The following is a 22,856-nucleotide window of genomic DNA, read 5'->3' on the forward strand; positions in this document are numbered from 1 at the left end:
GTGGAATGAAAAGGTCTAGGGTGGGGATATGACGATAAGTGTTAAAGCGTTGCAAAAAACCGGCCCTGATCAACCTTTTCAGGTTGCTACTATTCAGCGTCGTGATCCTCGCGAAGATGATGTAGTTATTGATATTAAGGCTGCGGGCATTTGTCATTCCGATATTCATACTATTCGCAATGAATGGGGTCACGCGCATTTCCCTTTGACTGTTGGACACGAAATTGCTGGTGTTGTTTCAGCAGTAGGTGACAAGGTTACCAAATTTAAAGTAGGCGATCGTGTCGGGGTAGGTTGTTTAGTTAACTCCTGCGGTGAATGTGAATACTGTGTAGCTGGATTTGAAAATAACTGTTTACGTGGTTCAGTGGGAACCTATAATTCTACCGATGTTGATGGCAGCATTACCCAGGGTGGTTATTCTGAAAAAGTAGTGGTCAATGAGAATTTTGTCTGTACCATTCCTGATGGAATTGACTTTGATGTAGCTGCGCCACTGCTCTGTGCTGGTATTACTACGTACTCACCGATTGTACGTTGGGGTATATCGTCTGGCGATAAAGTAGCAGTGCTTGGCTTGGGCGGTCTAGGCCACATGGGTGTTCAAATTGCGAAAGCTAAAGGCGCAGAAGTAACTGTGCTATCGCGTTCATTAGCTAAGGAAGAAATGGCTAAAAAGCTTGGTGCAGATCATGTATTAGCAACAAGTGATGAGGATTTCTTTAAAAAGAATCGTGGTAGTTTTGATTTCATTTTGAATACAGTTTCGGCGCCAATTGAACTTGACCGCTATGTGAGTCTGTTGAAACCTCGCGGTGTGATGAGTGTGGTTGGTTTGCCACCAGAGGCGTTATCTTTGCGTATGGGTTCACTCATTCGTGGTGGCAAGGTGCTTACTGGGTCAAATATTGGTGGTTTACCAGAAACCCAGGAAATGCTTAATTTTTGTGCTGAGCACGGTATTGGTGCGGTTATAGAAAAAATCAGTGTGGCTGAGGTTGATGCGGCATATGATCGAGTAGTTGCTGGTGATGTAAAGTTCCGATTTGTTATTGATACAGAAACATTTTAAGTTAACTGCTATATCTCGATTAATTTCCTAGCCTGAAGTTGAAACATTTTAAGGTGCGTTCTTTTAAAAGAACGCACCTTAATTTATTTGGATTTATTTAATCGTCATATTAAAGCTTGTTGTGACTGCACTAATTGCTACGGCGGCGCAAGAATACTCCAGCTCCTGTGAGGGCACTGATTAAGAAGATGCTAAAAATAATCCGAGCAAAAGTATTAGAGCCGGTGCGAGCGTGAATGCCACGAGTCTCGCTAGTGCGGCACTCATTGGAATTGGAACCAGGAGGTGTGGTCTCACAAGCTGGCGGAATTGATGGTGTGGTGGTGTTACCAGCTGGTGGTATCGCAGGAGAAGTAGTAGTTGGTGGGGTAGGCGGTGCATAAGGCACGGTGTTGGTGGTGGTTACTGGCGGTGGTGGGGTTTCTACTGTGGTGGTGTTGGTGGTACTGAGGCTAGGAACCTTGGGTGCTGTTTCTGAATCAGAAGCAAAAGCAAGAGGGGAAAGTGCGGTAGCTAATGCGATAGTGGTCACGGCAATGCCAAGACGCTTCATGAAAATTCTCCTAAGACGATGAGAAGGGCCAGTGAGTTCACAAATCTCCCACCAGTCACATTCGTAACATTCGTAATAATAGTAACAATTAGGCCAAAGGCAATGGTTGATAGCTAAAAAGTCTCAAGTTTTACTTGATAGTTTTTGAGAATACTTAAATTAGGATAAGAAAACGCCATTTAAACAGGGAAAATATTATAAACGGTAAATAAAGTTACCATACCCCTATATGGGGCTATTCGGCGTGTCGCTACACTATTGGTGCAGCACTATTATTAAGGACGCCCTGATATTGCCAGCCAACCACTGTATTACGCACTGCTTCTGCTAGCGGGTTTGCTGGCTGGATACAGCTAATAGTTAATAACCTTCCTGGCGTGGGATCGGTGCCCCAGACACTGTCGTCGCTAGAAAGACCTTCGCGATCAGGGGAATGCAAATCGGTAGCAGCATAGACGAGCCACTGTTGACCAGATTTTTCGGTGCGAAGATATAACCGGTCGTTGACATGCACTGTGTGTGTATCGGCGCTGCCATTATATAACTTATTAAAAACCGCAGAAATTCCGGATCCAGTATGACCAGCGATAACTACGATATCTTCAGCATGAGTGCCAGGAAGTACATAAGGTTTATCTGCAGCAGTATATGTGCATGCCTTGGTTAAGGTATCGGGATCAATTGCGCCATCTTTGACACGGCATGATTCGGTTTCAAAATGCGCGCGGAGGTTAAGACGCGGAATGTACATTTCTACTGCTGGACTATTTTCTATGTTGATCCCCTCAGTGATCAGTCCAGATTGTTCAGTATCGGGTAGGGCATTACTCGATTCTGTTTCTCGTGAAATAACGAAAATAAAACTCAGCGTGATCAGGAGAATAATTATTAGTACCGAAACTAGTATGCGGAACGGGACGCTGATTTTCCATGCGCGCCGAAGCCGTTGCGGCAACGGCAGGGTAGAAGGTTGTTGTGGCCGTGATTTTTGCGAAGTGTTAGTTGTTGTGACGGTACGGGGAATATAGGGGCGACCATCTGGTGTACTTGTACGCGGGCGTCTTTGCGGTGGACGTCGTGTGCGTCTACTCATGCGTACCCCTTATATATCCCAACAATTGTGCATAATTATTGTTTGTTTGAAGCTCAGATTAGCGCAGCTAGGTGACGGGATAAAAATATTTTGGTTAGTGTCTTAGTTTTTCTTCTTCGGCTTCGTTGTCGCGATTGAAAACTATCTTGGAGCTTTGCCATTCATCTTCGGTCATCCCTAGACGCCAGTAGCCAGAAATTGAAACATCACTTTTTGCTACTTGCCTATCGACGAATAAAAGTCGGCGAACATCTTTTACCATTTCGGCTACGCCATGAATAAACCAACCAGTATCGGAGTTAAAGCTAGTATCAGGTAGTAAGCGCAGTGCCTGAACAAGCATGGTTCCAGGAGTGGCACCATTACGGTCTACCCAGTAAATAGCGATACCAGGTATTTGAGGAAGATCGAAATGTGATGTGGCTGAGGAAACTTCTAAGAACACATCGGCACTAGCACCATTGAGGCGGTGGGTGGCTTCCATGATGGCGGGGATAGCAGATTCATCACCAGCAAGAACATAATGTTTATGATGGCTAGGTGCCCAGGCGCCACCAGGACCAACAAAAGGTAATACATCGCCGATTTGGGCTTTTTGAGCCCAGACACCAGCAAAACCATTGGCACCATGGGCAAGAAAAATAATGTCAAAAGTACCAGCTTTTTGATCAATATTGCATAAGGTATAGGTGCGTTTAATTGGTTGTAACTTGCGGGGGAGAGTCCTAGTTATTTCGGCTAAATCAAATGGCCAGTTGTACTGTGCCTCAGGTGGAATAAAAAGGAGCTTGACATAGTGATCGCTAAAATCAAGTTTCTTATTAGTAATTGCCAGAGCCAAGAAGCTAATTCGGATTAGTTCCTTATTTATCCAGGTGTGTGCGATAACGGTTGCTTCATAAGCTTCTAGTGGCGGGCGTGATGGTTTAGTCATGACAGCCTAGCCTAGCTTGTTTTGCTGGAAGTGGGGGAAGAAAATAAAAAAATGCCACCTAATAGGTATCTGCGTATGTGAAAAATACCTACTAGGTAGCGTCAAAAAGTTTAGTGCAACTGTGTTAAAGAGGAATTATTTACTGTCGCTAAGAAGATGTGCAGCACTAGCTACTCCTGCGGTAACCATAAAAACCGATGGCCATGCTCCGATCTTTTTTGCTAACGGATGAGAAAGTCCAAAGACGGTAACATAGGCGCTTGTTAGACCAAGTGTCAGTGGCATTTTGCCTTTGGCATACCAACTGCGGGCAGACCAGGCACCGGCAGCTGCAAGGACAACACCACCGAGTGGTCGAATACCGGTTTCGCGGGCAATTAGCCAACCTCCGACGAGGCCGACAGTAGTGGTTGCTGCCGTTGAGACATCATGCGGTTTCTTTAAATTAATACTGCTCATACTTTCCCTATAACATCGTTGGACAGTCTTTTTGCTAAGAAGGTAGTGCCATTCTAGTGATTTTCTTAACCCTAGAAAAGGTATGAATACACAAATAATTTTTTAGGGTGAGTATGCGTAATCCGATTTTGTATCTTGCAAGCGCTGGGGCATCAATGTTCGGCAACGCTGTGGTTTCGGTTGTGTGGCCATGGTTGGTGTTAGCTGTTACTGGTGATCCAAAGGCGGCAGGTATCGTTGCCACCTTTACTACGGTTCCATCCGTACTATTTGCTTTTGTTGGTGGGCAGCTCATTGATTCTTTTGGTAGAAAACCAATGAGCATTATCTTTGACTTTTTTAGTGCCGCTAGCGTGGTAGCACTCATTATGGTGGATCAATATGGTGATCTTACTGTTGCATGGTTTATTGTGTTAGGAATTCTGGGTGCAATTGGTGATATTCCCGGTATGGCTGCGCGTAATGCATTGGTTAATGACGTAGCGCAAAGTCAAAATGTGTTTTCCCTAGAGCGAATTTCTGGTTTATTAGGTGCAATTACCGGTATTTCATTTCTTATTGGACCAGCCGTTGGCGGTATTTTATTAGGGTATTTTCCTACCCACGTGGTGCTGTGGTTTACTGCTGGATCCTCTTTTTTGGCTGCAGTATTAACTATTTTTGTTCGCTTACCAGCTAGTGAATATGCTGCCGAGAAAATCGAACTGCGTGGTTGGTTGGAAGTGCTTAAGGAACCAGAAATTCGCCTGCTGGCAGTGGTATCAGCAGTAGGGCAAATTGTTGTGCCAGCATTGCTGATTATTTTACTTCCGGCACATTATGAAGCGATAAATACACCGCGTTCTTATGGGCTTGTGTTCTCGATGTATTCGGTCGGTATGATCGCAGCTTCTGGGGTAATTTCGATTATTGGGTTGAAAAATCGTCGTCGGCTCTGGGTACTTATTATGCTTGGCGACAGTATTGGTTTACTGCTGTTTTCTTATTTCCAGTCTAATGTGGCAATTTTTGGTGGTGCTTTTATCGCTGGTATTGCCGGTGGACTTATGGCGCCCCTGCAAACTGTCTGGATCTCTGAGTTGGTACCGGATAAAGTACGCGGGCGGGCGTTCTCGGTGTTTATGATGATTGGTGAATTCGCAGCGCCGATTGGTTTTGCATTCGTGACTATTGCTTTAGGGTTTATGAATATTTATTCCATTGCATTGGCAATCGGTTTCATTTTTGCCGCTATTACTTTAGTGGCATTGATTGTGGGATTACGGGTTATTCACAATGATTCAAATACCAAAGATGTTGATAGAAAGATCACATCTTTTGCTACAGAAACATCTTCCTTAGGGGATTGAACTGCACAGTAGCTGATTGGTTTTGTTAGCTAAGCCATCGTTGATGTGTAGGTCACATAAGTCCGAACGGGCATGATCACAACATAAGCGCTAAACTGAGCTTCATGCGACTTGCAACATTGACCTCAGGTGGTGACTGCCCGGGCCTCAACGCAGTGATCCGTGGCATCGTTCGTACGAGTTCCGAATATGGCTCAACCGTTGTTGGATACCAAGACGGCTGGGTAGGCCTTATGGAAGATAAGCGCATTCAGCTTTACGACGATGAGAACATCGACCGCATTTTGCTTCGTGGTGGCACAATCTTAGGAACGGGTCGACTGCACCCGGATAAATTCAAAAATGGTATCGACCAGATTAAAGCCAACCTTGCTGATGCTGGTATTGACGCGTTAATCCCGATCGGAGGCGAGGGTACCCTTAAGGGCGCAAAGTGGCTTTCTGATAATGGAATTCCGGTTGTAGGCGTGCCAAAAACCATTGATAATGACGTTAATGGCACTGACTACACCTTTGGTTTTGATACCGCAGTTTCTGTTGCAACAGATGCGATTGATCGTTTGCATACCACTGCTGAATCTCATAATCGCGTTATGATCGTTGAGGTTATGGGTCGCCATGTTGGTTGGATTGCTTTACATGCGGGTATGGCCGGTGGTGCACACTACATTGTGATCCCAGAGCAGCCTTTTGATATTGAAGAAATTTGTAAGAAGATGGAACGCCGGTTCCAAATGGGGGAAAAATACGGGATCATCGTAGTCGCTGAAGGCGCACTGCCTAAGGAAAGCACTATGAACTTCCAAGAAGGTGGTGTAGACCAATTCGGACACCAGACTTTTAATGGCATTGGCCAAGTTATTGGCGAAGAGATTAAAAAGCGTCTTGGACATGATGTTCGTACCTCAGTACTTGGTCATATTCAGCGCGGTGGTACTCCTACCGCTTATGATCGGGTGCTTGCTACTCGCTATGGTGTGCATGCAGCACGTGCCTGCCACACCGGTGATTTTGGCAAGATGGTGGCGCTTAAAGGCGAACACATTGAGTTGATCTCGCTTGAGGAGGCCATTGGCACTTTGAAGACTGTACCTGAGGGACGTTACCGCACTGCACGGGCATTGTTTGGTTAAAATTTTCCAGCAAGTCCTCACGTCGTCGATAGTAAAAGTAACTATCGACGACGTTTTATTTTTCTAGTTTCGGTTTGAGTATCTCTGCCTACTCATTGGGTATGTATAATTTTTACCCATGACTGCTGCTATGTATGACTTGATGGACTACGACGAGGTTATCGAAAAATTTGATCCAGTAATGGGACTTGAGGTTCACGTTGAACTGGCTACCGAGACCAAGATGTTTTCCGCACCTTCTGCACACTTTGGGGCAGCGCCGAATTCTCATGTTGATCCGGTATCTTTGGGTCTGCCAGGTGCGCTGCCGGTAGTAAACGCTAAAGGTGTGGAGTGGGCTATCAAGATCGGGTTAGCGCTTAATTGCTCTATTGCTGAGTCTTCGCGTTTTGCACGGAAGAATTATTTTTACCCTGATCAGCCAAAGAACTATCAGATTTCCCAATATGATGAGCCAATTGCTTATGATGGCTACCTCGATGTTGTGCTTGACGACGGTAGCACCTGGCGAGTTGAGATTGAGCGAGCTCATATGGAAGAAGACACCGGAAAATTAACTCACTTAGGTGGTGCCGGTGGTCGAATTCATGGTGCTACTGCTTCCTTAGTGGATTGCAACCGTGCCGGCATTCCATTAATTGAGATCGTTACTAAGCCGATTATTGGAGCTGGTGATCGGGCACCAGAAATCGCTCGTGCCTATGTGGCCGCGCTCCGTGATCTTATGAAGGCTCTTGGCGTTTCTGATGCTCGCATGGATCAAGGTTCTATGCGTTGCGACGCCAATGTTTCTCTGCGTCCTATTGGTCAAGAAGAATTTGGTACCCGTACCGAAACTAAGAACATTAACTCTCTAAAATCTGTGGAACAAGCAGTGCGCTTTGAAATGCAGCGTCAAGCGCAGGTGCTAGAAGATGGCGGTGAGATTGTTCAAGAGACGCGTCACTATCAAGAAACTGATGGCACAACTTCTAAAGGACGCCCTAAAGAAACTGCTGAGGATTACCGTTATTTCAATGATCCTGATTTGCCACCAGTAATCGCGCCTCGAGAATGGGTGGAAGAAATTCGCGCTACCTTGCCGGAATTGCCTTGGGTACGCCGTGCTCGGATCCAAGCTGAGTGGGGTCTGAAAGATGAAGAAATGCGTGACTTGGTTAATGCTGGCGCACTAGAATTGATCATTCAGACCACTGAGGCTGGGGCATCTGCGGCTGAAGCGCGTAGCTGGTGGGTATCGTATCTTTCCCAAAAAGCTAATGAGCGTTCAGTAGAACTTGAAACCCTGCCAATTACTCCGCTACAAGTAGCAGAGGTGGCAGAACTAGTAAAGGCCGGCAAACTTACTAATAAACTAGCTCGTCAGGCAGTTGATGGAGTGTTGGCTGGCGAAGGTAGTGTTACTGAAGTTATTGCGGCACGTGGGCTGGAAGTTGTTCGTGATGATGGCGCTATTGAGGCAGCTGTTGAAGAAGCTTTGGCAGCAAATCCTGATATCGTCGAAAAGTACAAGGCAGGAAATACCAAGGTTACTGGCGCAATCGTTGGTGCAGTAATGAAAGCAACCAAGGGCAAGGCAGATCCCGCACAGGTTAACAAGCTCATTGCTGAAAAATTAGCCTAATTCTTATACAACGATGCCATGGATTGGGATCGTCGATAAGCAATTACTCTAACAATAAAAGGTTAGTACCTACTGGCAACCTAATAGGTACTAACCTTTTTCGGTTAGATACACCGAAGCAAGCTTGATAGTAGTAGATTCGCTATCTATATGTTGAACAGGTAACTTAGGCATAGCGACGAATTTTTCGCTATCCTTGATTATTGATTGCTCTTTTCATGTGGTTATCCCACATCTTGTGCCAGTAGTAACCGAGATGAGATATTTCGGAACCTGTGCATTAAAGCGCCCCATGGTTGTAACACCATAGGCTCGCCCTCGCAGAGAGTCTGCGCTTGTGGCGAAAAAGAAAAGAACATCAAAGAGAATAGTTCAAGGATCGTTTTCTTTTTATGTCTATCGCACGTTCGATTGGAATATCCCTGTCTTTTGTTGGCCTACTAGTAGGGGCTGGTTTTGCTTCTGGCCAAGAAGTAATGCAATATTTTGTATCTTTTGGCAGCAGTGGAATTTGGGGCATGCTGTTAGCTGGTAGCATTATGGCAGTAGCTGGAACTGTATTTTTGCAGTTGGGAAGCTATTTCCAGGCTAGTGAACACAATGTAGTATTTTCTTCGGTAGCTCACCCGGTAGTAAGCAAATTCCTCGATTTTTCAGTTGTGGTCACGCTTTTTTCTATTGGTTTTGTTATGTTGGCCGGTGCTGGTAGCAATCTTGAGCAGCAATGGGGTTTTCCTACCTGGGTGGGATCGGCATTAATGCTGATATTGGTGCTGGCATGTGGCATGTTAGATGTTGATAAGGTTAGCCGAGTTATCGGCGGAATTACGCCACTGATTATCATTGCGGTGCTAGTAGTTGGAATTTATTCGCTGCTACATCTACCGGGTAATTTTGGCGAGGTATTCCAGGTAGCAGAAGCGATGGAATCGCCATTGCCTAATTGGTGGATTTCAGCACTGAATTACTCTGGTTTAGCGCTCATTTTAGCCGTATCAATGTCTCTTGTTATCGGCGGCGACAATTTAAATCCCCAAGAAGCAGGCCTGGGTGGCTTACTTGGCGGGATTATGTATGCGCTGCTTATGGCTGTAGCCACTTTCTCTTTGCTGGTCAATATTAATATTGTTGGCAACGCGGATATGCCGTTATTAGCAATAGTTAATGAGATCCATCCGATCTTGGGCATCATTATGGCGATCATTATTTATCTGATGATCTTTAATACCGCCATCGGCATGTTTTATGCTCTCGGTCGTAGGCTTTCTGCACGTAAACCAGAAAACTACCGGAAGATTTTCATCATTGGTTGCCTGGCTGGTTTTGCTATTAGTTTTGCAGGGTTTAAAGTGCTCATGCAGTATGTATATCCAGTGTTAGGGTATATCGGCATTGCGCTTATTATCGTGTTAATGGCTGCCTGGTTACGTGGATTTAGTCAGATCAAAGAAGAAGCACAGCGTCGAGCCCGAGTTCGAGCACTACTAAGTTTGCGTCTGCGCCCAGATCGTCACTACACCGCAGAAAATGCTGAAGAATTGGGGGCAATTATGCAGGAATCCAATCTAGAAGATGAGGAACTTTTCGATACTGCTTTAAATGAAGTTTCTCAAAGTCTTGATAGTGATGGTGAAGTGCACTTTAGCTTAGACGAGTTTGAATCTGATGAATATCAGGTTGAAGAGTTAACCGATACAACCAGTTTTGTCTCCGAAGAAGATTTACCTGATGAGGCGTTAGTCGAGGAAGATGAGCAACTCGGTGGAGAAGAAATACATTCTGCGGAATATCATATGACCGACGCGCAAGGCCAAGTGGTGGAGTTTACTGTCCATGGCGAGCCTGAGCGTGGACAGGTTCCGGTAGCCGATAGTAATAAGGAAAAGTTTTAATCCTGATAAGAGCTCAATATTACCCCTTTAAGTGGTGAGGATTAGCTCACTTTTTATTACGCCCTTACGTACTTGTAAACGCAATTTGGATTGCGTTTTAAGCTGTTGGGGGTATTTTTTACCGGATTTTTGTTAAAAAATACCCCTGAATATAGAACTACAAGATTTGTACTTATCCACCCGTTTTCAGTTAATAAATAGTTGAAAACGGCCACTTTTACACAAACTGAGGTACCTTTGTAATGTTGGCATGTAACGGTACCGATATGTTATCAGTATCGCATGCTAGCGCATGAGTGCTCTGGTGCATTGATCAGCCTAGAGAGAATTCGGTGAAAATCCGAAGCGGTCCCGCCACTGTTAAAAGGAAGCATACGCACAAGAAAGTGATCATAAGCCACTGGCTTTAATTAAGCTGGGAAGGCAGTGGGTATGTGTTTGACCTTTAAAGCCAGGAGAACTGCTGGAGCACTATCGAGATCTTAGGATAAGAGTTTGTCTTGGGGATCGACTTTTTATCGCTTAGTGGTGCGTGGAAACACTATTAAGTAGATGATTAGACGGTGCTATCTTCAGCAAGACAGCTTGTGTACGTGGTGGTTCTTTCTAATGATGCTCGACAAAATGCGCGGCACTGGAGCAAGGGGAGTGCCTGCGCATTTTTCTTTGCCCAGTTCACATTTTGAACTAGTGGGAGAAAAAATGAAGAAGTCAATGAAGGCTATCACCGCAGTTGTTATAAGTGCTGCGGTAGCGCTGAGCGCTTGCAGTGTCGAAGACGTCAGCTCAAATAGTGATGGCAAACACCTTAATCTAGAGCTTGTTTATCATGCGAACACCGAAGATCCACACTTGGTAGCTTATCCTTTTTTCTTAAATTCGGGTGCCTTAGAAACTTTGGTGGCTGTTAACCCAGATACTAAAGAAATTGAACCAAAGCTAGCTACTTCCTGGGAAAGCGAAGATGCACAACATTGGACTTTTCAAATCCGGGAAAATGTAACTTTTCATAATGGCACCGCATTGGATGCCGAGGTAGTTAAAGCAAATATTGAGTCTGCTATTGCCGCTAATCCAGCATTAGCTAAAACTCTTAATATTGAGTCAATGACTGCCCAGGGGCACAAACTAGAGATCACCACAACTACTCAGTATGCTTCGTTACCATCGCAATTTGCTCATTACAATGCGGTGATAGTTGATCCTAATGCTAATGAAAGCTACCCAGTGGGTACCGGAGCGTTTAAGTTCACGAGTTTTTCAACGACTGGTGATTCCGAATTAGTGCGTTTCGAGGACTACTGGGATGGCATTGCACGACTAGATTCAGTCACCCTGAGCGCGAATGAGGATGTGAATTCCCGGCTATTAGCATTACAGTCCGGTCAGGTAGATATTGCGCATCGGTTAAGTCTGGAAAATATTGATTCATTGCGCAACATTGCCGGTATTGAGGTCGAAACCGTCCCTGGAACTCGTACCTATGACTTAATGTATAACCTAGCTGGTAGTACTAATGGGGAACTTTTTAATAAACTTGAGTTCCGCAAAGGCATTGATGCTTTACTTGATCGCGAATCTATGGTTAATACCATTTTGAAGGGCAATGGCGAGATTGGAACCAGCCCTATGCCGGAAGGATTCCCAGTAACTCCAGATGTTGTAAAGCCTGTTTATGGAGAATCTGAGGCGCGTGCTTTCTTTGAAGCCGCAGGGGTGAGTTTTGATAATGGCGTAGCCATGTATAAAGGACAGCCACTTCATCTCAAGATTGCTACTTATAATTCTCGTCCAGAGTTGCCACAAATCGCCCAAACAATCCAGGATGCAGCTAAAAATCTTGGTATGAGTATGGAGATCGTTCTATCGGAAAATATTGATGAATACTTAGCTGCTGGTGATTGGGACATCGCAACGTATTCGATGTCCACGCTTACCCGCGGTGATGGTTCTTATTTTGTGAACTCTTCTTACTTGCCAGACGGTGCCCTTAATTACGGCAAAGTCAATGATCCAGCTTTGACCGCTATGATTGAGCAGTTCAATGCCACTATTGATCCTGAGCAACGTATTCAGCGTATGCGAGATATTGCCGCCTATATCCGCGATAACGTATTAGGCTCTTATGTGCTGTTTATTAACGAATCGGCCGGTTTTAAAAACACTGTGCGCGGTTGGGTAACTCCTAGTAACGATCTTGAGTTTGCAATGGTGACCAAGGATTTGGACGTTGAATCCTAAATTATCAAGCGTTGCAACACGCTGTGGTGGAATCCTTTTTAATTTATGGATTCTCACTATTGCTAGTTTCGGTATAGTTTATCTTGCCCCTGGTGATCCAGTATTAAAGCTTTTGCGGATTGATGAAGTGGCAGTGACTCAGGAAGAGATTGCTGCACTTCGAGAAGAACTTGGCTTTAATGACAATATCTTGATCCAGTATGCCCGCTATCTTGGTGGACTGTTGCAAGGCGATTTAGGTACTTCGGCAATTACTTCAAAACCGGTAATTACCGAACTTACACAAGCGTTGCCGGCAACATTTATACTTTCGATAGTTTCTCTGGCAGTGACTATCTTAGTGGTGCTTTTTTCTGGCACTGTAGCTGCATTATTTCGCCGTCGCTTGCCTGACAAAATTATTATGGCTGGCTGCTATCTTGGTTCGGCAATGCCAACCTTTTGGTTAGCACTAGTTCTTATCAACCTATTTGCTGTGAAGTGGGGAATTCTACCTGCATCAGGATGGAAGGGCGGCAAAGGATTATGGCTGCCGGTAATTTGCTTAGTAGTAGCAATTGCACCACCTTTTATTAAGATTTTTCGTAATCGGTTTGTGGAAATTTCCGATATGGGTTTTATTCGTTCTGCGCGTACTCGTGGAGTAAGTGAGCGACTGATTATTGCAAAACATATTACTCGTGGCTCACTTATCCCTGTGATTACCATGTTGGCAGTAAGTTTTGGCAGCCTGCTCTCTGGTTCTATCGTGGTAGAAATTGTCTTCTCTCTACCTGGGGTAGGCATGCTAACTATGGATGCGATTACTAATCGCGACTATGCGGTTATCCGTGGTGTGATTTTGTTAGTAGGTATCGCCATTGTACTGATTATGCAGCTTAGTGATTTACTTTGCCGACTAGTGGATCCTAGTTTGCGGAGGCAAGCATGAAAAAAGTATTGATTATTTTTGTCTTGTTATTGCTATTGTGCTTGGGACCATTTCTTGCGCCACAGGATCCCTATACAGTTGATCTTTCTCATGCGTTGCAGGGATCATCAACAAGCAATTGGCTAGGTACTGATAATTTAGGTCGTGATGTTTTATCCCGACTGCTTACTGGTGCGCCCACCACGGTCGGATTATCAATGGTGGCACTGCTTTTCTCCACTATGGTTGGGGTTCCTATTGGTATGTATGCCGGTATTGGTTCGAAGGGACGCGATTGGACCTTAATGCGGGTCACTGATACTTTTCTGTCGTTCCCGGAGTATGTAATTGCCATTGTCATTACTGGCATCATGGGACCTGGTGTATTAAATCTGATTTTTGCCATTGTGGTAGTTAAATGGGTTGGTTATGCGCGATTGGCGCGCTCGATTGTGATGGAAGAAAAGCATAAAGATTATGTGATTTCGGCGCGGATTTCTGGTGCTAGTAGCACGCGTATTGTGCGCGAACATTTACTTGTGCATATTGCTGGGTCGGTGCTTGCGTTAGCTACTTTGGATATGGGCAAGATTGTGCTGTTAGTAGCTTCACTGAGCTTTTTGGGGTTAGGAGTTCCTCAACCATCGCCAGAATGGGGCGCGATGCTTAGCGAAGGACGCACATACTTTGTCGAAGCGCCATCGTTAATGATTTATCCAGGATTAGCTATTTTGTTAGTGGTGTTATTAACCTCGGTTGCTGGCGATCAATTAACCCACCGTTTTTCGGGAGGTCGTCGATGAATCATAATCCGGTACTGACATTAACGGATGTAGCAGTAGCTACTGCAGATAAAGTGTTGGTAAAAGACTTAAATTTAGCAGTTTCTGCTGGTAGCTGGTCGGCACTTATTGGTGAATCAGGCAGTGGTAAAACAATGACAGCATTAGCTATTATTGGTCAGCTGCCTTATGGCATTAGCACTACCGCCGGGGAAATTCTTGTTGATGGACAAAATTGGTTGAACCTCTCTGCGAAAAAATTACGGCATCACCTTGGCAAAGAAGTAGCCTATGTGGCTCAAGACCCAGCAAGCGCGTTCACTCCATATTTGCGTTTGGGGGCACAAATTTCTGAGACTTTGCGTGCCCATAAGAGCACCATGGATGTAGCAGAAGCTTTTGAAAAGGTGAGCCTTGATCCGCAGTTAATGAGGAGATTTCCTGGTGAATTATCTGGTGGACAGCTTCAACGTGCAAGTTTAGCAATGGCAATGATGCTCAACCCTAAGGTACTAATTGCCGATGAACCAACTACTGCATTAGATGCAGTAACCCAAAAACAAGTGCTGCAACATATCGATATTATGCGTCAGCAAGGAACTGCGGTTTTATTTATTACCCATGATCTACGAGTGGTGCGCAGATATGCTGATTATGTAACAGTGATGCGTGGTGGTGAGGTTGTTGAAGCCGGTGGGCGTAAGAGTTTGGATAACCCACAGCATCCCTATACTCGTGAGCTTATTAGTGCGGTAAAAACACTTCGAAAGGATAATATCTGATGGTGTTGCGCGCAGATGATCTTTTTGTTGATCGTGGTGAATTTCAGCTCTCAATGAGCTTCGAGATGAATGAGGGTACCTGTTTAGGTATTGTGGGTGAATCTGGATCTGGAAAATCTACTTTATTAAAAATTCTTTCCGGAATGTTACGACCAGATCGTGGTTCACTAATTGGTTTTGATGATGTGCAAATGGTGTTCCAACACCCGGCGGGCTCATTAAACCCTCGGTTAAGTATCCGCCGTAGTCTAAGTGAGCCGTTGTCAATTCGTCGTCAGCATATCAGTGAGCAGTTACTTATCGAGTTGATGCAACGTGTTCGGCTTGATCCTGAGCTTCTTGATCGTTATCCTAGTCAGCTTTCTGGAGGCCAGTTACAACGGGTTGCTATTGCGCGTGCCTTAAGTACTACGCCCAAAGTTGTGCTTTTCGACGAGCCTACTGCAAGCTTAGATGTGACGGTACAAGCAAGTGTAATGCAGTTACTTCAAGAGCTAAAAGGTAGTTCCAGCTTCATTTTTGTTTCTCATGATTTAGCCTGTGTGCATGAGCTTGCCGATGAGATCTGCGTGGTGCGTAGTGGAAAAATCGTCGATAGGTTTGAAGCGAAAGATATTTTTTCTGTACAGCGTGATCAGTACACCAAGACTTTGGTGGATCTTTTTATGGAATAACACGTTAAAAATAAAAACCTGTATTACTGTGAAAATTATCTGCAGTGGCACAGGTTTTTAGGTTTTATGCTTTAGTGCATGAGCAGACGAAGGCACATAATAATCATGATGATGCCTACACAGAAATTAATAATTCGCCAAGATTTTGGTTTGCTAAGCACGTTTGAGAAATACACTGCACCAAACCCTAGCGAAGGAAACCATAGGAAACTAGCAGCAAGTGCACCAGCAGCGAATACCCAGCGGCCATCAGGGCCATGTTGGTTAGCAATTCCACCAAGCATAACTAATACATCAATGTAAGCAGCTGGGTTGAGCCACGTAAAAGCGAGAGCGGCAAGCATTGGTTTAACCCAGCTGCGTGTTTGAGGTGAAGTATAGGTAACGGGGCGGGTAGTGGTTGTTACCGGTGCTAGACTAGTGGCTTGGTTGGAGTCAAAAGCAGTGCTTTGTGGGGAAACGCTATCAATAGTGATAGATTCGACATCCTTTTTGAACGCATCTTTAAAGCAATGGAATGCAAACCAAGCTAGATACGCTACGCCGCACCATTTAAGAATGGTAAGCGCAATGGGTGCTTGCTCGACCAGCGCGCCCACACCGAGGGTGCCGCCAAAGATCAAAATAATATCGCTGATCAAGCAAACTAGTATGACCGCAATAATGCCTTCGCGTTTAATGCCCTGTCGAATAATGAGCGCATTTTGTGGTCCGATGGCAACAATGAGGGAGAGTCCAACTAAGAACCCCGATAGCGCAATACTCATGTGAGTATTTTTACGCTCCTTGACTAATGAAGTAAAATAAAAGTTTTTCAGCTTAGTTTAGAATAGCTTCATGAACCCGCTTCATTTGCATACGTTGTTAGCAATTGTCGACGAAGGAAGCTTCGAATCGGCTGCACTAGTGCTGGGAATTTCTGCCTCCGCGGTAAGCCAGCGAGTAAAAGCATTGGAAAAAAGTGCCGGTCGGGTATTACTTCGTCGGGCCAACCCAGTAACAACAACCGATGCAGGTGAAGTGATGGTGCAAGCCGCTCGGCGTATGGCGCTCTTGCAAGCAGAAACAGAAGCACAACTTCAAGGCAGACTTGCGCGAATCCCATTAGCAGTAGCTATTAACGCAGATTCTTTGGCTACTTGGTTTAAACCGGTATTAGCTGAGGTAGCTCGTATCGATAATGCTTCTTTGCATTTGCGTATTGAAGATGAGTCGGCAACATTGACGCTATTGCGCCGCGGGGATGTGCTTGGTGCGGTAACGAGGGAAGAAGCTCCCGTAAGTGGCTGCGAATCTATTCGGTTAGGCACAATGCGTTATTTTTCCGTAGCGCATCCTCAATTACTCGCCCAATACACCACTGCAGGAAAAATAGATTGGGAGTATATGCCGGCGTTACGTTTTGGCCCGCGCGACAGTTTGCAATCAGAGGATTTACGTAATCGGGTAGCACATCCGGTGCGGCAACGTCGAATTTCACAAATTCCTAGTGCCGAGGCCTTTATTGAAGCTGCTCGAGTAGGGTTAGGCTGGGCGCTGCTACCAGAAGAGGATGCTGTGGCTTTAGTTGATGCTGGTGATGTGGTGCGCTTGGATGATTCAGTTGTAGAAACAACCTTATATTGGCAGCGTTGGCGCTTAGAATCGCCAGCGCTGGAACAACTAACTAGTGCAGTTTTAAACGCAGCTAAAGAATTACGGTAATACCTTTAGGGCATTATCGGGTTTTTTACCTCTTCACCGGTGGGAATTGGTCCTGGCATACTAACACCGGGTGCGAAAGGGTTACCACCTAGTTTTTCTCTCCCGTGCGGGGTGAAAAGTCCTTTAAGATCTGGTCCTTGAGGAACAACTTGAGTGGGGTTAATATCGCTATGAACAATGTAGTAGTGCTGTTTTATCTCCGTGAAATCAGTTGTATCGCCAAAACCAGGAGTCTGATACAAATCACGTAAATATCCCCATAACGCTGGCATTTCGGTGATCTTATTACGATTACATTTAAAATGTCCGTGGTATACAGCGTCGAAACGCACCAAAGTGGGGTAGAGATAAATATCAGCAATGGTGATGTGATCACCAACGAGATAACGACGAGTGGAAAGCCGTTGCTCTAACAATCTAAAGCAGTAAAAAGTCGAGCATACGCTGCATCATAGGCGTCTTGAGTACCTGCAAACCCACATCGATACACACCATTATTGACTTCAGTGAAAATAGTGCGAATAAGTGGATCTATTTCTGCACGTAGCTGCTGAGGATAAAGATCGGGCGCATTGTCTCGTTCATAAGCGTGCCACTGCTCATTAAAATCGACAACAATACTGGGATAATCATTGGTCACCACCACACCAGTGCTTTCCTCAACAATGGCAGGAACAGTAATACCACGTGGATAGTGTGGGGATCGGGCAAAATAAGCATCTTGTAAGCGTGCAATACCAAGTACGGGGTCTACCCCGTGAGGATCGAGATTAAAAGCCCATGAGCGTTGATCATGAGTAGGTCCTGCTAAAGCTAAGGAAATAACCCCTTCGAGTCCTTTAAGTCGACGAGTAATTACTGTGCGATGCGCCCAGGGACATGCGCGTGCGGCAACAAGACGATAACGGTGTGGCTCGACTGGCCATAAGGTGCGATTATCTTGTTCTACGGTAGGTTTATCGGCGCTGGCTACAATGCGATCGTCAATGTAGTTGGTATCGCGAATAAACTCACCGGCGCTGGCATAACGGGCAGAACCTACCCACTCGGACGAAGTTGTCATATCAACAATTGTAGAGTATGAACTGACTCTACAAAAGATCATGTCCACCCTGATTGTTAGGGTAGTGAAGATATGAAAAAAATAATCGTTATTTTTAGTTCTTTGGTAGCACTGGTGGCCATTATTGCGCTGGTATACACGAATACTGAGCTAGGCTACGGCCGGTTAACCCAGCCTAAAACTACTCAACCAAATAATTCATTAGAAATATTAGAGCTGCTAGAAAACCTACCTAGTTTTGAATACTCGCCACTTATACCAACATATGAACGCGCTCAATTTGGTCAGCGCTGGAGCGATGATGTCACAGTAGAGTATGGACATAATGGGTGCGATACCCGCAATGACATTCTCAAACGAGATTTACGTGAGGTGACCTATAAACCAGAAACCCGAGATTGCGTGGTACAAAGCGGAATACTTGACGATGTTTATACTGGCGAAACTATCTATTTTCAGCGTGGAAATGACACCTCAGCATTGGTACCCATTGACCACATCGTCGCCTTGGCACAAGCATGGTATTTTGGAGCATACGCCTGGGATGAGGATAAACGAAGAAATTTTGCTAATGATCCATTAAACCTCCAAGCAACAACCGAGAGTGCTAATAAAGCAAAAAGCGCTCATACTGTTGAACAATGGCTACCAATAACCGAGTATCAATGTACATTTGCACAGCGAGTAGTCACTGTGAAAAGCAGTTACACTCTCGCGGTCACGGAATTAGAACGCGAGATACTACGCGAGGTATTGCAGAACTGTTCAGTGTGACCTAGACGCGATTTCTGCATAAGGCACGCCGAAAAGGTTCCTAGCGAAATTGAAAAGTCGCTTACCCTGGATGCATGAGCGAAAAGAATACCCCAGATCGTGCTACTGAATTTGACGAGTTAGACGATGTTCCCACATATGACGCTAAGGAACATAACCTTTACCAGCGCGCCGGGCGCGCGGCACCGCAGGCGATTGATCCAGAACAAGACGTATTGGCAGTAACTGATGTTAGCGATGCGGTAACCACCGAGTTTAAAGCTGCCCAATTTTCGAAGCAAGCAGAAGCACATTCCGTCGAAAAGCAGGAACCAGCTGTTGAGGACACTCAAACGACGGTGATTCAACGCCCAGAACCAACACTTTCCCCGGTGGCACAAGAGACTACAGTTTTTGAACACCCTGATCGTAACCAGCGGCTTGCCTCAGACGCGCCGATTTCGCATTACAACGATGAGGATTTTGCTCCAGCACAGCCGTTAGCGCCGGCTACTACAGTAGCCACCCCGCTTAATAGCTATGAGCAACCGGTACCTGTTCCAGCTATGGAATCGGAAGCGCTAGTGGTACAAGCAAAACGTGGAACTATCGATTTTGGCCTTGCACTCTTACGCGTAGTGATGGCAATCTATCTCATTAGTGATTCGGTACGAATTTTCTTTGGACTTGGTAATAGCGGCGGACTTAATGGTTTTCAAGCAAGCATGGATGGCTATGCGATGGCTGAGGTGCTTGCGGTAGGGATACCAGCATTAGAACTAGCCGCGGGCGTATTTCTTATCTTTGGCCTACTTACTCCCGTGGCAGCAGCGGTAGCCACAGTAGTAACTATTTTTAGTGCCCTCCATACCTTAGATACAACCACGTTGACTAGCTATTTTAATCTTCCTGATGGAATATGGTTGGCATTGGTGGTCACCGGTATTGCACTCGCACTGCAATTTACCGGTCCAGGTATTTATTCATTCGATATTTCTCGTAGTTGGGCTCGTCGACCACTGGTAAGTTCTTGGATTTTTTCCATCCTTGGTATTGCTGCGGCAGTGGCATTATGGTGGTTTGGCGCTGGAGTTAACCCTTTCTAAAAAGTATCTAACGCTAGAGCGCAACTACAGCACATAAATATTTCTGGGGAAAACCGGACACGCAACAAAAACGTGTCCGGTTTTTGTTTACTTGTACTGGCGGCTGCAGCACTAAAAGCTATTAACTGTACAGAGTAAGTAAAAACCCTGCGTTTTTAGGAAAATAACGCAGGGAAAATACAGGCAAACGCACACTGAGATTAGGTTATTTCTAGGAACGGTTAATCTACTTGGCGAACAGCGCCTTTATCAGCAGAGGTTGCCATTGCCGCATAGGCACGCAATGCTTTAGAGACTTTTCGGTTACGCTGCGGGGTCCAGGGATTATCTGATTGTTCCATTTCTTTACGACGACGCTGGATTTCTTCATCCGATACATCGAGATTCAAAGTTCGATTACTCACAGAGATACTAATCGGATCCCCATTTTTAATGAGACCGATAACCCCACCATGAGCCGCCTCAGGAGAAATATGGCCAATAGATAAACCTGAGGTACCACCAGAGAAACGACCGTCGGTGATTAATGCACACTTTTTACCTAAACCTGCTCCTTTAAGAAAGCTGGTTGGGTGCAACATTTCTTGCATACCAGGACCGCCGGAAGGTCCTTCATAACGAATAACCACAACCTCACCTGGTTGTACTTCACGGTTCAAAATGGTAGATACTGCTGCCTCTTGGCTATCAACTACTCGAGCTGGACCAGAGAATTCCCACAGTTCTTCTTCTACACCGGCAGTTTTTAATACCGCACCATCTGGAGCGATATTGCCTCGGAGAATAACTAATCCACCATCTTCGCTATAGGCGTGTGCGGTGTCGTGAATACAACCATTTTCTGGATCTAGATCGAGCGAATCCCAGCGTGTGGACTGTGAAAATGCTTCGGTAGTACGTATTCCTGCAGGAGCCGCATGAAAGAGCTCGATGGCTCGGTCGATTGCTTTACCGCCACGAATATCCCAATCATTAAGCCAGCCATCGACAGTGTCATAGGCAAGGGTGTGTACGTCTTCATTCAGCATTCCAGCGCGACGCAGTTCTCCTAAAATCGCTGGGATGCCACCGGCACGATGGACATCTTCAATATGGTAAGTACCATTGGGGGCCACCTTGGAGATACACGGAATTCGGTGGGACAACTCATCAATATCGGAAAGCGTAAAATCAATCTCGCCTTCTTGTGCTGCGGCAAGAGTATGCAAAATAGTATTTGTTGAGCCCCCCATGGCCATATCAAGTGCCATGGCATTGATAAAAGCATCTTTTGTAGCCACATTACGTGGTAGGACAGATTCGTCTTCCTCACCGTAATAGCGCTGGCAGATATCAACAATCATTGTTCCAGCTTCTTGAAAAAGCTGTTTACGTGCCGTATGCGTAGCTAAGGTGGTTCCGTTACCAGGAAGCGAAAGTCCAAGTGCTTCGGTAAGACAATTCATTGAGTTTGCGGTGAACATGCCTGAGCATGAGCCGCAGGTAGGACATGCTGAAGCCTCAATAGCAGTGAGATCATTATCCGAAATTGTAGTGTTAGCTGAAGCAGTAATAGCAGTAACTAAATCAGTAGCAGCATGAGCGATACCGTTGACTGCAACGACTTTTCCGGCTTCCATTGGTCCACCGGAGACAAATATAGCCGGAATGTTTAGTCGCAGAGCCGCATTGAGCATACCTGGGGTAATTTTATCGCAGTTTGAAATGCACACCATGGCATCAGCAGTATGCGCATTAACCATATATTCAACGGAATCGGCGATGATTTCCCGCGAAGGTAGAGAATAAAGCATTCCAGAATGACCCATTGCAATACCATCGTCAACTGCAATGGTATTGAATTCTTTGGGTACCCCGCCTGCATGGCGTACCGCTTGGGCAACAATGTCACCCACATTTTTTAAATGCACATGGCCGGGAACAAACTGGGTATAAGAATTAACGATAGCCACAATGGGTTTACCGAACTCATGCTCTTGAGTTCCAGTAGCACGCCATAGTGCACGGGCACCTGAAGCATTGCGGCTGATGGTTGTTGCTTTAGATCGAAGCGGAAACATGTTTACTTTCGAGTGAGCTGGTTATAAGTGGGCTGGTTAGAGAAGTTATCTGACTCCGGGTGAGAGTCGTTATCGGCGATTCGCTTGTGGCGTAGTACTCATTAAAGCAGTGAAGATACAAAAAATCTAAGTCAACTCGAACTTTAAGCAGATTCAGTATCTGATTGTTTCTTCGCCTGTAGTGCCTCATATTCTTGTTTGCTGATCAAAATTTCTTGACCATCGCGACGCACAATTCGAACCTTATCGTTAGCAGCAGCAAGCCCTTGAGATAAAGCATCGGGAATACGCCCGGCTGAAGCTTCTTCTAAAGCAGGCAAAGAATTAAAAGTTACTCCGGGAAGAGAAAAGCTAGTACCGTCGTTACGCTCAACAAAAGCTTTAGCACCTTGAAAACCCACCCCAGAGATCTCGTTCCAGTGGGCTTGTTGGGCGCTTTTAAAAAGATATGTGGCGCTAATGCCTTCGTCGTTAAGCACTGTTTTGGCGCGCAGAACCCATAGAATAAAAATCAGCGGAAGCGCAGTAACCACCATGAAATACCAGGGCAAGCTGGCAAGAATAAGAATCATCATGATAGTCATCAAACCAGCAGCTAGTAGGTGAGTTCGATCAGGGGAAAAAACCACTGAATCTTTTTCTTCGCGTGCAGATGTGGGGTGAGCGCTCATG

At 45.4% G+C, this 22,856-nt stretch carries 20 protein-coding genes, 1 pseudogene and 1 riboswitch; of the genes and pseudogenes, 13 read left to right on the top strand and 8 right to left on the bottom strand.

Annotated elements, in window-relative coordinates; translation table 11 throughout:
- Window positions 1-28 precede the first annotated feature (28 nt).
- Window positions 29-1,072: an NAD(P)-dependent alcohol dehydrogenase gene (locus UL82_RS03955; protein ID WP_046439118.1), complete on the top strand. Its 1,044-nt coding sequence runs from the start codon at window positions 29-31 to the stop codon at window positions 1,070-1,072.
- Window positions 1,073-1,202: 130 nt separating this feature from the next.
- Here UL82_RS03955 and UL82_RS03960 read toward each other — a convergent pair whose 3' ends face one another.
- The 4 genes from UL82_RS03960 to UL82_RS03975 all read right to left on the bottom strand — a co-directional run bounded on the left by UL82_RS03960 (window position 1,203) and on the right by UL82_RS03975 (window position 4,111).
- Complete coding sequence (locus UL82_RS03960; protein ID WP_046439119.1) at window positions 1,203-1,625, bottom strand: hypothetical protein; 423 nt, start codon at window positions 1,623-1,625, stop codon at window positions 1,203-1,205.
- Between the two features lie 250 nt (window positions 1,626-1,875).
- Window positions 1,876-2,718: a sortase family protein gene (locus UL82_RS03965; RefSeq protein WP_232009510.1), complete on the bottom strand. Its 843-nt coding sequence runs from the start codon at window positions 2,716-2,718 to the stop codon at window positions 1,876-1,878.
- 94 nt (window positions 2,719-2,812) lie between these two features.
- Window positions 2,813-3,652, bottom strand: coding sequence for a siderophore-interacting protein (locus UL82_RS03970; protein ID WP_046439122.1), 840 nt, complete (start codon window positions 3,650-3,652; stop codon window positions 2,813-2,815).
- 135 nt (window positions 3,653-3,787) lie between these two features.
- Window positions 3,788-4,111, bottom strand: a complete 324-nt coding sequence (locus UL82_RS03975) for a hypothetical protein (RefSeq protein WP_046439123.1) — start codon at window positions 4,109-4,111, stop codon at window positions 3,788-3,790.
- A gap of 113 nt (window positions 4,112-4,224) precedes the next feature.
- Here UL82_RS03975 and UL82_RS03980 point away from each other — a divergent pair, with 113 nt between their 5' ends.
- The 9 genes from UL82_RS03980 to UL82_RS04020 all read left to right on the top strand — a co-directional run bounded on the left by UL82_RS03980 (window position 4,225) and on the right by UL82_RS04020 (window position 15,498).
- Window positions 4,225-5,460, top strand: coding sequence for an MFS transporter (locus tag UL82_RS03980; RefSeq protein ID WP_046439125.1), 1,236 nt, complete (start codon window positions 4,225-4,227; stop codon window positions 5,458-5,460).
- A gap of 104 nt (window positions 5,461-5,564) precedes the next feature.
- The gene (locus UL82_RS03985; RefSeq protein ID WP_046439127.1) at window positions 5,565-6,593 is read left to right on the top strand and encodes a 6-phosphofructokinase; all 1,029 of its coding nucleotides are present in this window, start codon (window positions 5,565-5,567) and stop codon (window positions 6,591-6,593) included.
- Between the two features lie 118 nt (window positions 6,594-6,711).
- Entirely contained in the window at window positions 6,712-8,217 is a 1,506-nt protein-coding gene (gene gatB, locus UL82_RS03990; RefSeq protein ID WP_046439128.1) for an Asp-tRNA(Asn)/Glu-tRNA(Gln) amidotransferase subunit GatB, read from the top strand.
- Between the two features lie 392 nt (window positions 8,218-8,609).
- The gene (locus tag UL82_RS03995) at window positions 8,610-10,109 is read left to right on the top strand and encodes a YkvI family membrane protein (protein ID WP_197719650.1); all 1,500 of its coding nucleotides are present in this window, start codon (window positions 8,610-8,612) and stop codon (window positions 10,107-10,109) included.
- Between the two features lie 285 nt (window positions 10,110-10,394).
- Window positions 10,395-10,591: riboswitch (cobalamin riboswitch) on the top strand.
- A gap of 220 nt (window positions 10,592-10,811) precedes the next feature.
- Window positions 10,812-12,350 (top strand): ABC transporter substrate-binding protein, encoded by a 1,539-nt coding sequence (locus UL82_RS04000; RefSeq protein WP_158407824.1) that lies wholly within the window; start codon window positions 10,812-10,814, stop codon window positions 12,348-12,350.
- On the top strand, window positions 12,340-13,281 hold the full coding sequence (locus UL82_RS04005) for an ABC transporter permease (RefSeq protein ID WP_052735862.1): 942 nt from the start codon (window positions 12,340-12,342) through the stop codon (window positions 13,279-13,281). Before UL82_RS04000 ends, UL82_RS04005 begins: the two co-directional genes overlap by 11 nt.
- Window positions 13,278-14,063 (top strand): nickel transporter permease, encoded by a 786-nt coding sequence (gene nikC, locus UL82_RS04010; RefSeq protein ID WP_046439130.1) that lies wholly within the window; start codon window positions 13,278-13,280, stop codon window positions 14,061-14,063. The genes UL82_RS04005 and nikC overlap by 4 nt, the downstream gene beginning before the upstream one ends.
- The gene (locus tag UL82_RS04015) at window positions 14,060-14,824 is read left to right on the top strand and encodes an ATP-binding cassette domain-containing protein (protein ID WP_046439132.1); all 765 of its coding nucleotides are present in this window, start codon (window positions 14,060-14,062) and stop codon (window positions 14,822-14,824) included. Before nikC ends, UL82_RS04015 begins: the two co-directional genes overlap by 4 nt.
- Window positions 14,824-15,498, top strand: coding sequence for an ABC transporter ATP-binding protein (locus tag UL82_RS04020; RefSeq protein ID WP_046439134.1), 675 nt, complete (start codon window positions 14,824-14,826; stop codon window positions 15,496-15,498). Before UL82_RS04015 ends, UL82_RS04020 begins: the two co-directional genes overlap by 1 nt.
- Window positions 15,499-15,569: 71 nt before the next feature.
- Here the strand turns inward: UL82_RS04020 and lysE are convergent, their stop codons facing one another.
- Window positions 15,570-16,265 (bottom strand): L-lysine exporter, encoded by a 696-nt coding sequence (gene lysE / locus UL82_RS04025; protein WP_046439136.1) that lies wholly within the window; start codon window positions 16,263-16,265, stop codon window positions 15,570-15,572.
- A 70-nt stretch (window positions 16,266-16,335) separates the two neighbouring features.
- Between lysE and UL82_RS04030 the strand changes: the two genes are divergently transcribed.
- The gene (locus UL82_RS04030) at window positions 16,336-17,202 is read left to right on the top strand and encodes a LysR family transcriptional regulator ArgP (RefSeq protein ID WP_046439137.1); all 867 of its coding nucleotides are present in this window, start codon (window positions 16,336-16,338) and stop codon (window positions 17,200-17,202) included.
- 5 nt (window positions 17,203-17,207) lie between these two features.
- Here UL82_RS04030 and UL82_RS04035 read toward each other — a convergent pair.
- A pseudogene (locus UL82_RS04035) lies at window positions 17,208-18,307 on the bottom strand (glutathione S-transferase family protein).
- A gap of 30 nt (window positions 18,308-18,337) precedes the next feature.
- On the opposite strand from UL82_RS04035, the gene UL82_RS04040 reads away from it, so the two are divergent.
- Window positions 18,338-19,039 (top strand): HNH endonuclease family protein, encoded by a 702-nt coding sequence (locus UL82_RS04040; protein ID WP_052735863.1) that lies wholly within the window; start codon window positions 18,338-18,340, stop codon window positions 19,037-19,039.
- 74 nt (window positions 19,040-19,113) lie between these two features.
- Complete coding sequence (locus UL82_RS04045) at window positions 19,114-20,124, top strand: DoxX family protein (RefSeq protein WP_046439138.1); 1,011 nt, start codon at window positions 19,114-19,116, stop codon at window positions 20,122-20,124.
- A 221-nt stretch (window positions 20,125-20,345) separates the two neighbouring features.
- Here UL82_RS04045 and ilvD read toward each other — a convergent pair whose 3' ends face one another.
- Both ilvD and UL82_RS04055 read right to left on the bottom strand, forming a co-directional pair.
- Window positions 20,346-22,184 (bottom strand): dihydroxy-acid dehydratase, encoded by a 1,839-nt coding sequence (gene ilvD / locus UL82_RS04050; RefSeq protein ID WP_046439139.1) that lies wholly within the window; start codon window positions 22,182-22,184, stop codon window positions 20,346-20,348.
- A gap of 143 nt (window positions 22,185-22,327) precedes the next feature.
- Entirely contained in the window at window positions 22,328-22,855 is a 528-nt protein-coding gene (locus UL82_RS04055) for a PH domain-containing protein (RefSeq protein WP_046439141.1), read from the bottom strand.
- Window position 22,856 lies beyond the last annotated feature (1 nt).

Source organism: Corynebacterium kutscheri, assembly GCF_000980835.1.
Lineage (GTDB): Bacteria > Actinomycetota > Actinomycetes > Mycobacteriales > Mycobacteriaceae > Corynebacterium > Corynebacterium kutscheri.

Coding starts and splice junctions, on each gene's coding strand:
- UL82_RS03975 (WP_046439123.1), bottom strand. CDS start 4,111: ATGAGCAGTATTAATTTAAAGAAACCGCATGATGTCTCAACGGCAGCA.
- UL82_RS04040 (WP_052735863.1), top strand. CDS start 18,338: ATGAAAAAAATAATCGTTATTTTTAGTTCTTTGGTAGCACTGGTGGCC.
- UL82_RS04020 (WP_046439134.1), top strand. CDS start 14,824: ATGGTGTTGCGCGCAGATGATCTTTTTGTTGATCGTGGTGAATTTCAG.
- UL82_RS03955 (WP_046439118.1), top strand. CDS start 29: ATGACGATAAGTGTTAAAGCGTTGCAAAAAACCGGCCCTGATCAACCT.
- nikC (WP_046439130.1), top strand. CDS start 13,278: ATGAAAAAAGTATTGATTATTTTTGTCTTGTTATTGCTATTGTGCTTG.
- UL82_RS04055 (WP_046439141.1), bottom strand. CDS start 22,855: ATGAGCGCTCACCCCACATCTGCACGCGAAGAAAAAGATTCAGTGGTT.
- UL82_RS04030 (WP_046439137.1), top strand. CDS start 16,336: ATGAACCCGCTTCATTTGCATACGTTGTTAGCAATTGTCGACGAAGGA.
- UL82_RS03980 (WP_046439125.1), top strand. CDS start 4,225: ATGCGTAATCCGATTTTGTATCTTGCAAGCGCTGGGGCATCAATGTTC.
- UL82_RS03985 (WP_046439127.1), top strand. CDS start 5,565: ATGCGACTTGCAACATTGACCTCAGGTGGTGACTGCCCGGGCCTCAAC.
- UL82_RS03965 (WP_232009510.1), bottom strand. CDS start 2,718: ATGAGTAGACGCACACGACGTCCACCGCAAAGACGCCCGCGTACAAGT.
- lysE (WP_046439136.1), bottom strand. CDS start 16,265: ATGAGTATTGCGCTATCGGGGTTCTTAGTTGGACTCTCCCTCATTGTT.
- UL82_RS03970 (WP_046439122.1), bottom strand. CDS start 3,652: ATGACTAAACCATCACGCCCGCCACTAGAAGCTTATGAAGCAACCGTT.
- UL82_RS04045 (WP_046439138.1), top strand. CDS start 19,114: ATGAGCGAAAAGAATACCCCAGATCGTGCTACTGAATTTGACGAGTTA.
- UL82_RS04015 (WP_046439132.1), top strand. CDS start 14,060: ATGAATCATAATCCGGTACTGACATTAACGGATGTAGCAGTAGCTACT.
- UL82_RS03960 (WP_046439119.1), bottom strand. CDS start 1,625: ATGAAGCGTCTTGGCATTGCCGTGACCACTATCGCATTAGCTACCGCA.
- gatB (WP_046439128.1), top strand. CDS start 6,712: ATGACTGCTGCTATGTATGACTTGATGGACTACGACGAGGTTATCGAA.
- UL82_RS03995 (WP_197719650.1), top strand. CDS start 8,610: ATGTCTATCGCACGTTCGATTGGAATATCCCTGTCTTTTGTTGGCCTA.
- UL82_RS04000 (WP_158407824.1), top strand. CDS start 10,812: ATGAAGAAGTCAATGAAGGCTATCACCGCAGTTGTTATAAGTGCTGCG.
- ilvD (WP_046439139.1), bottom strand. CDS start 22,184: ATGTTTCCGCTTCGATCTAAAGCAACAACCATCAGCCGCAATGCTTCA.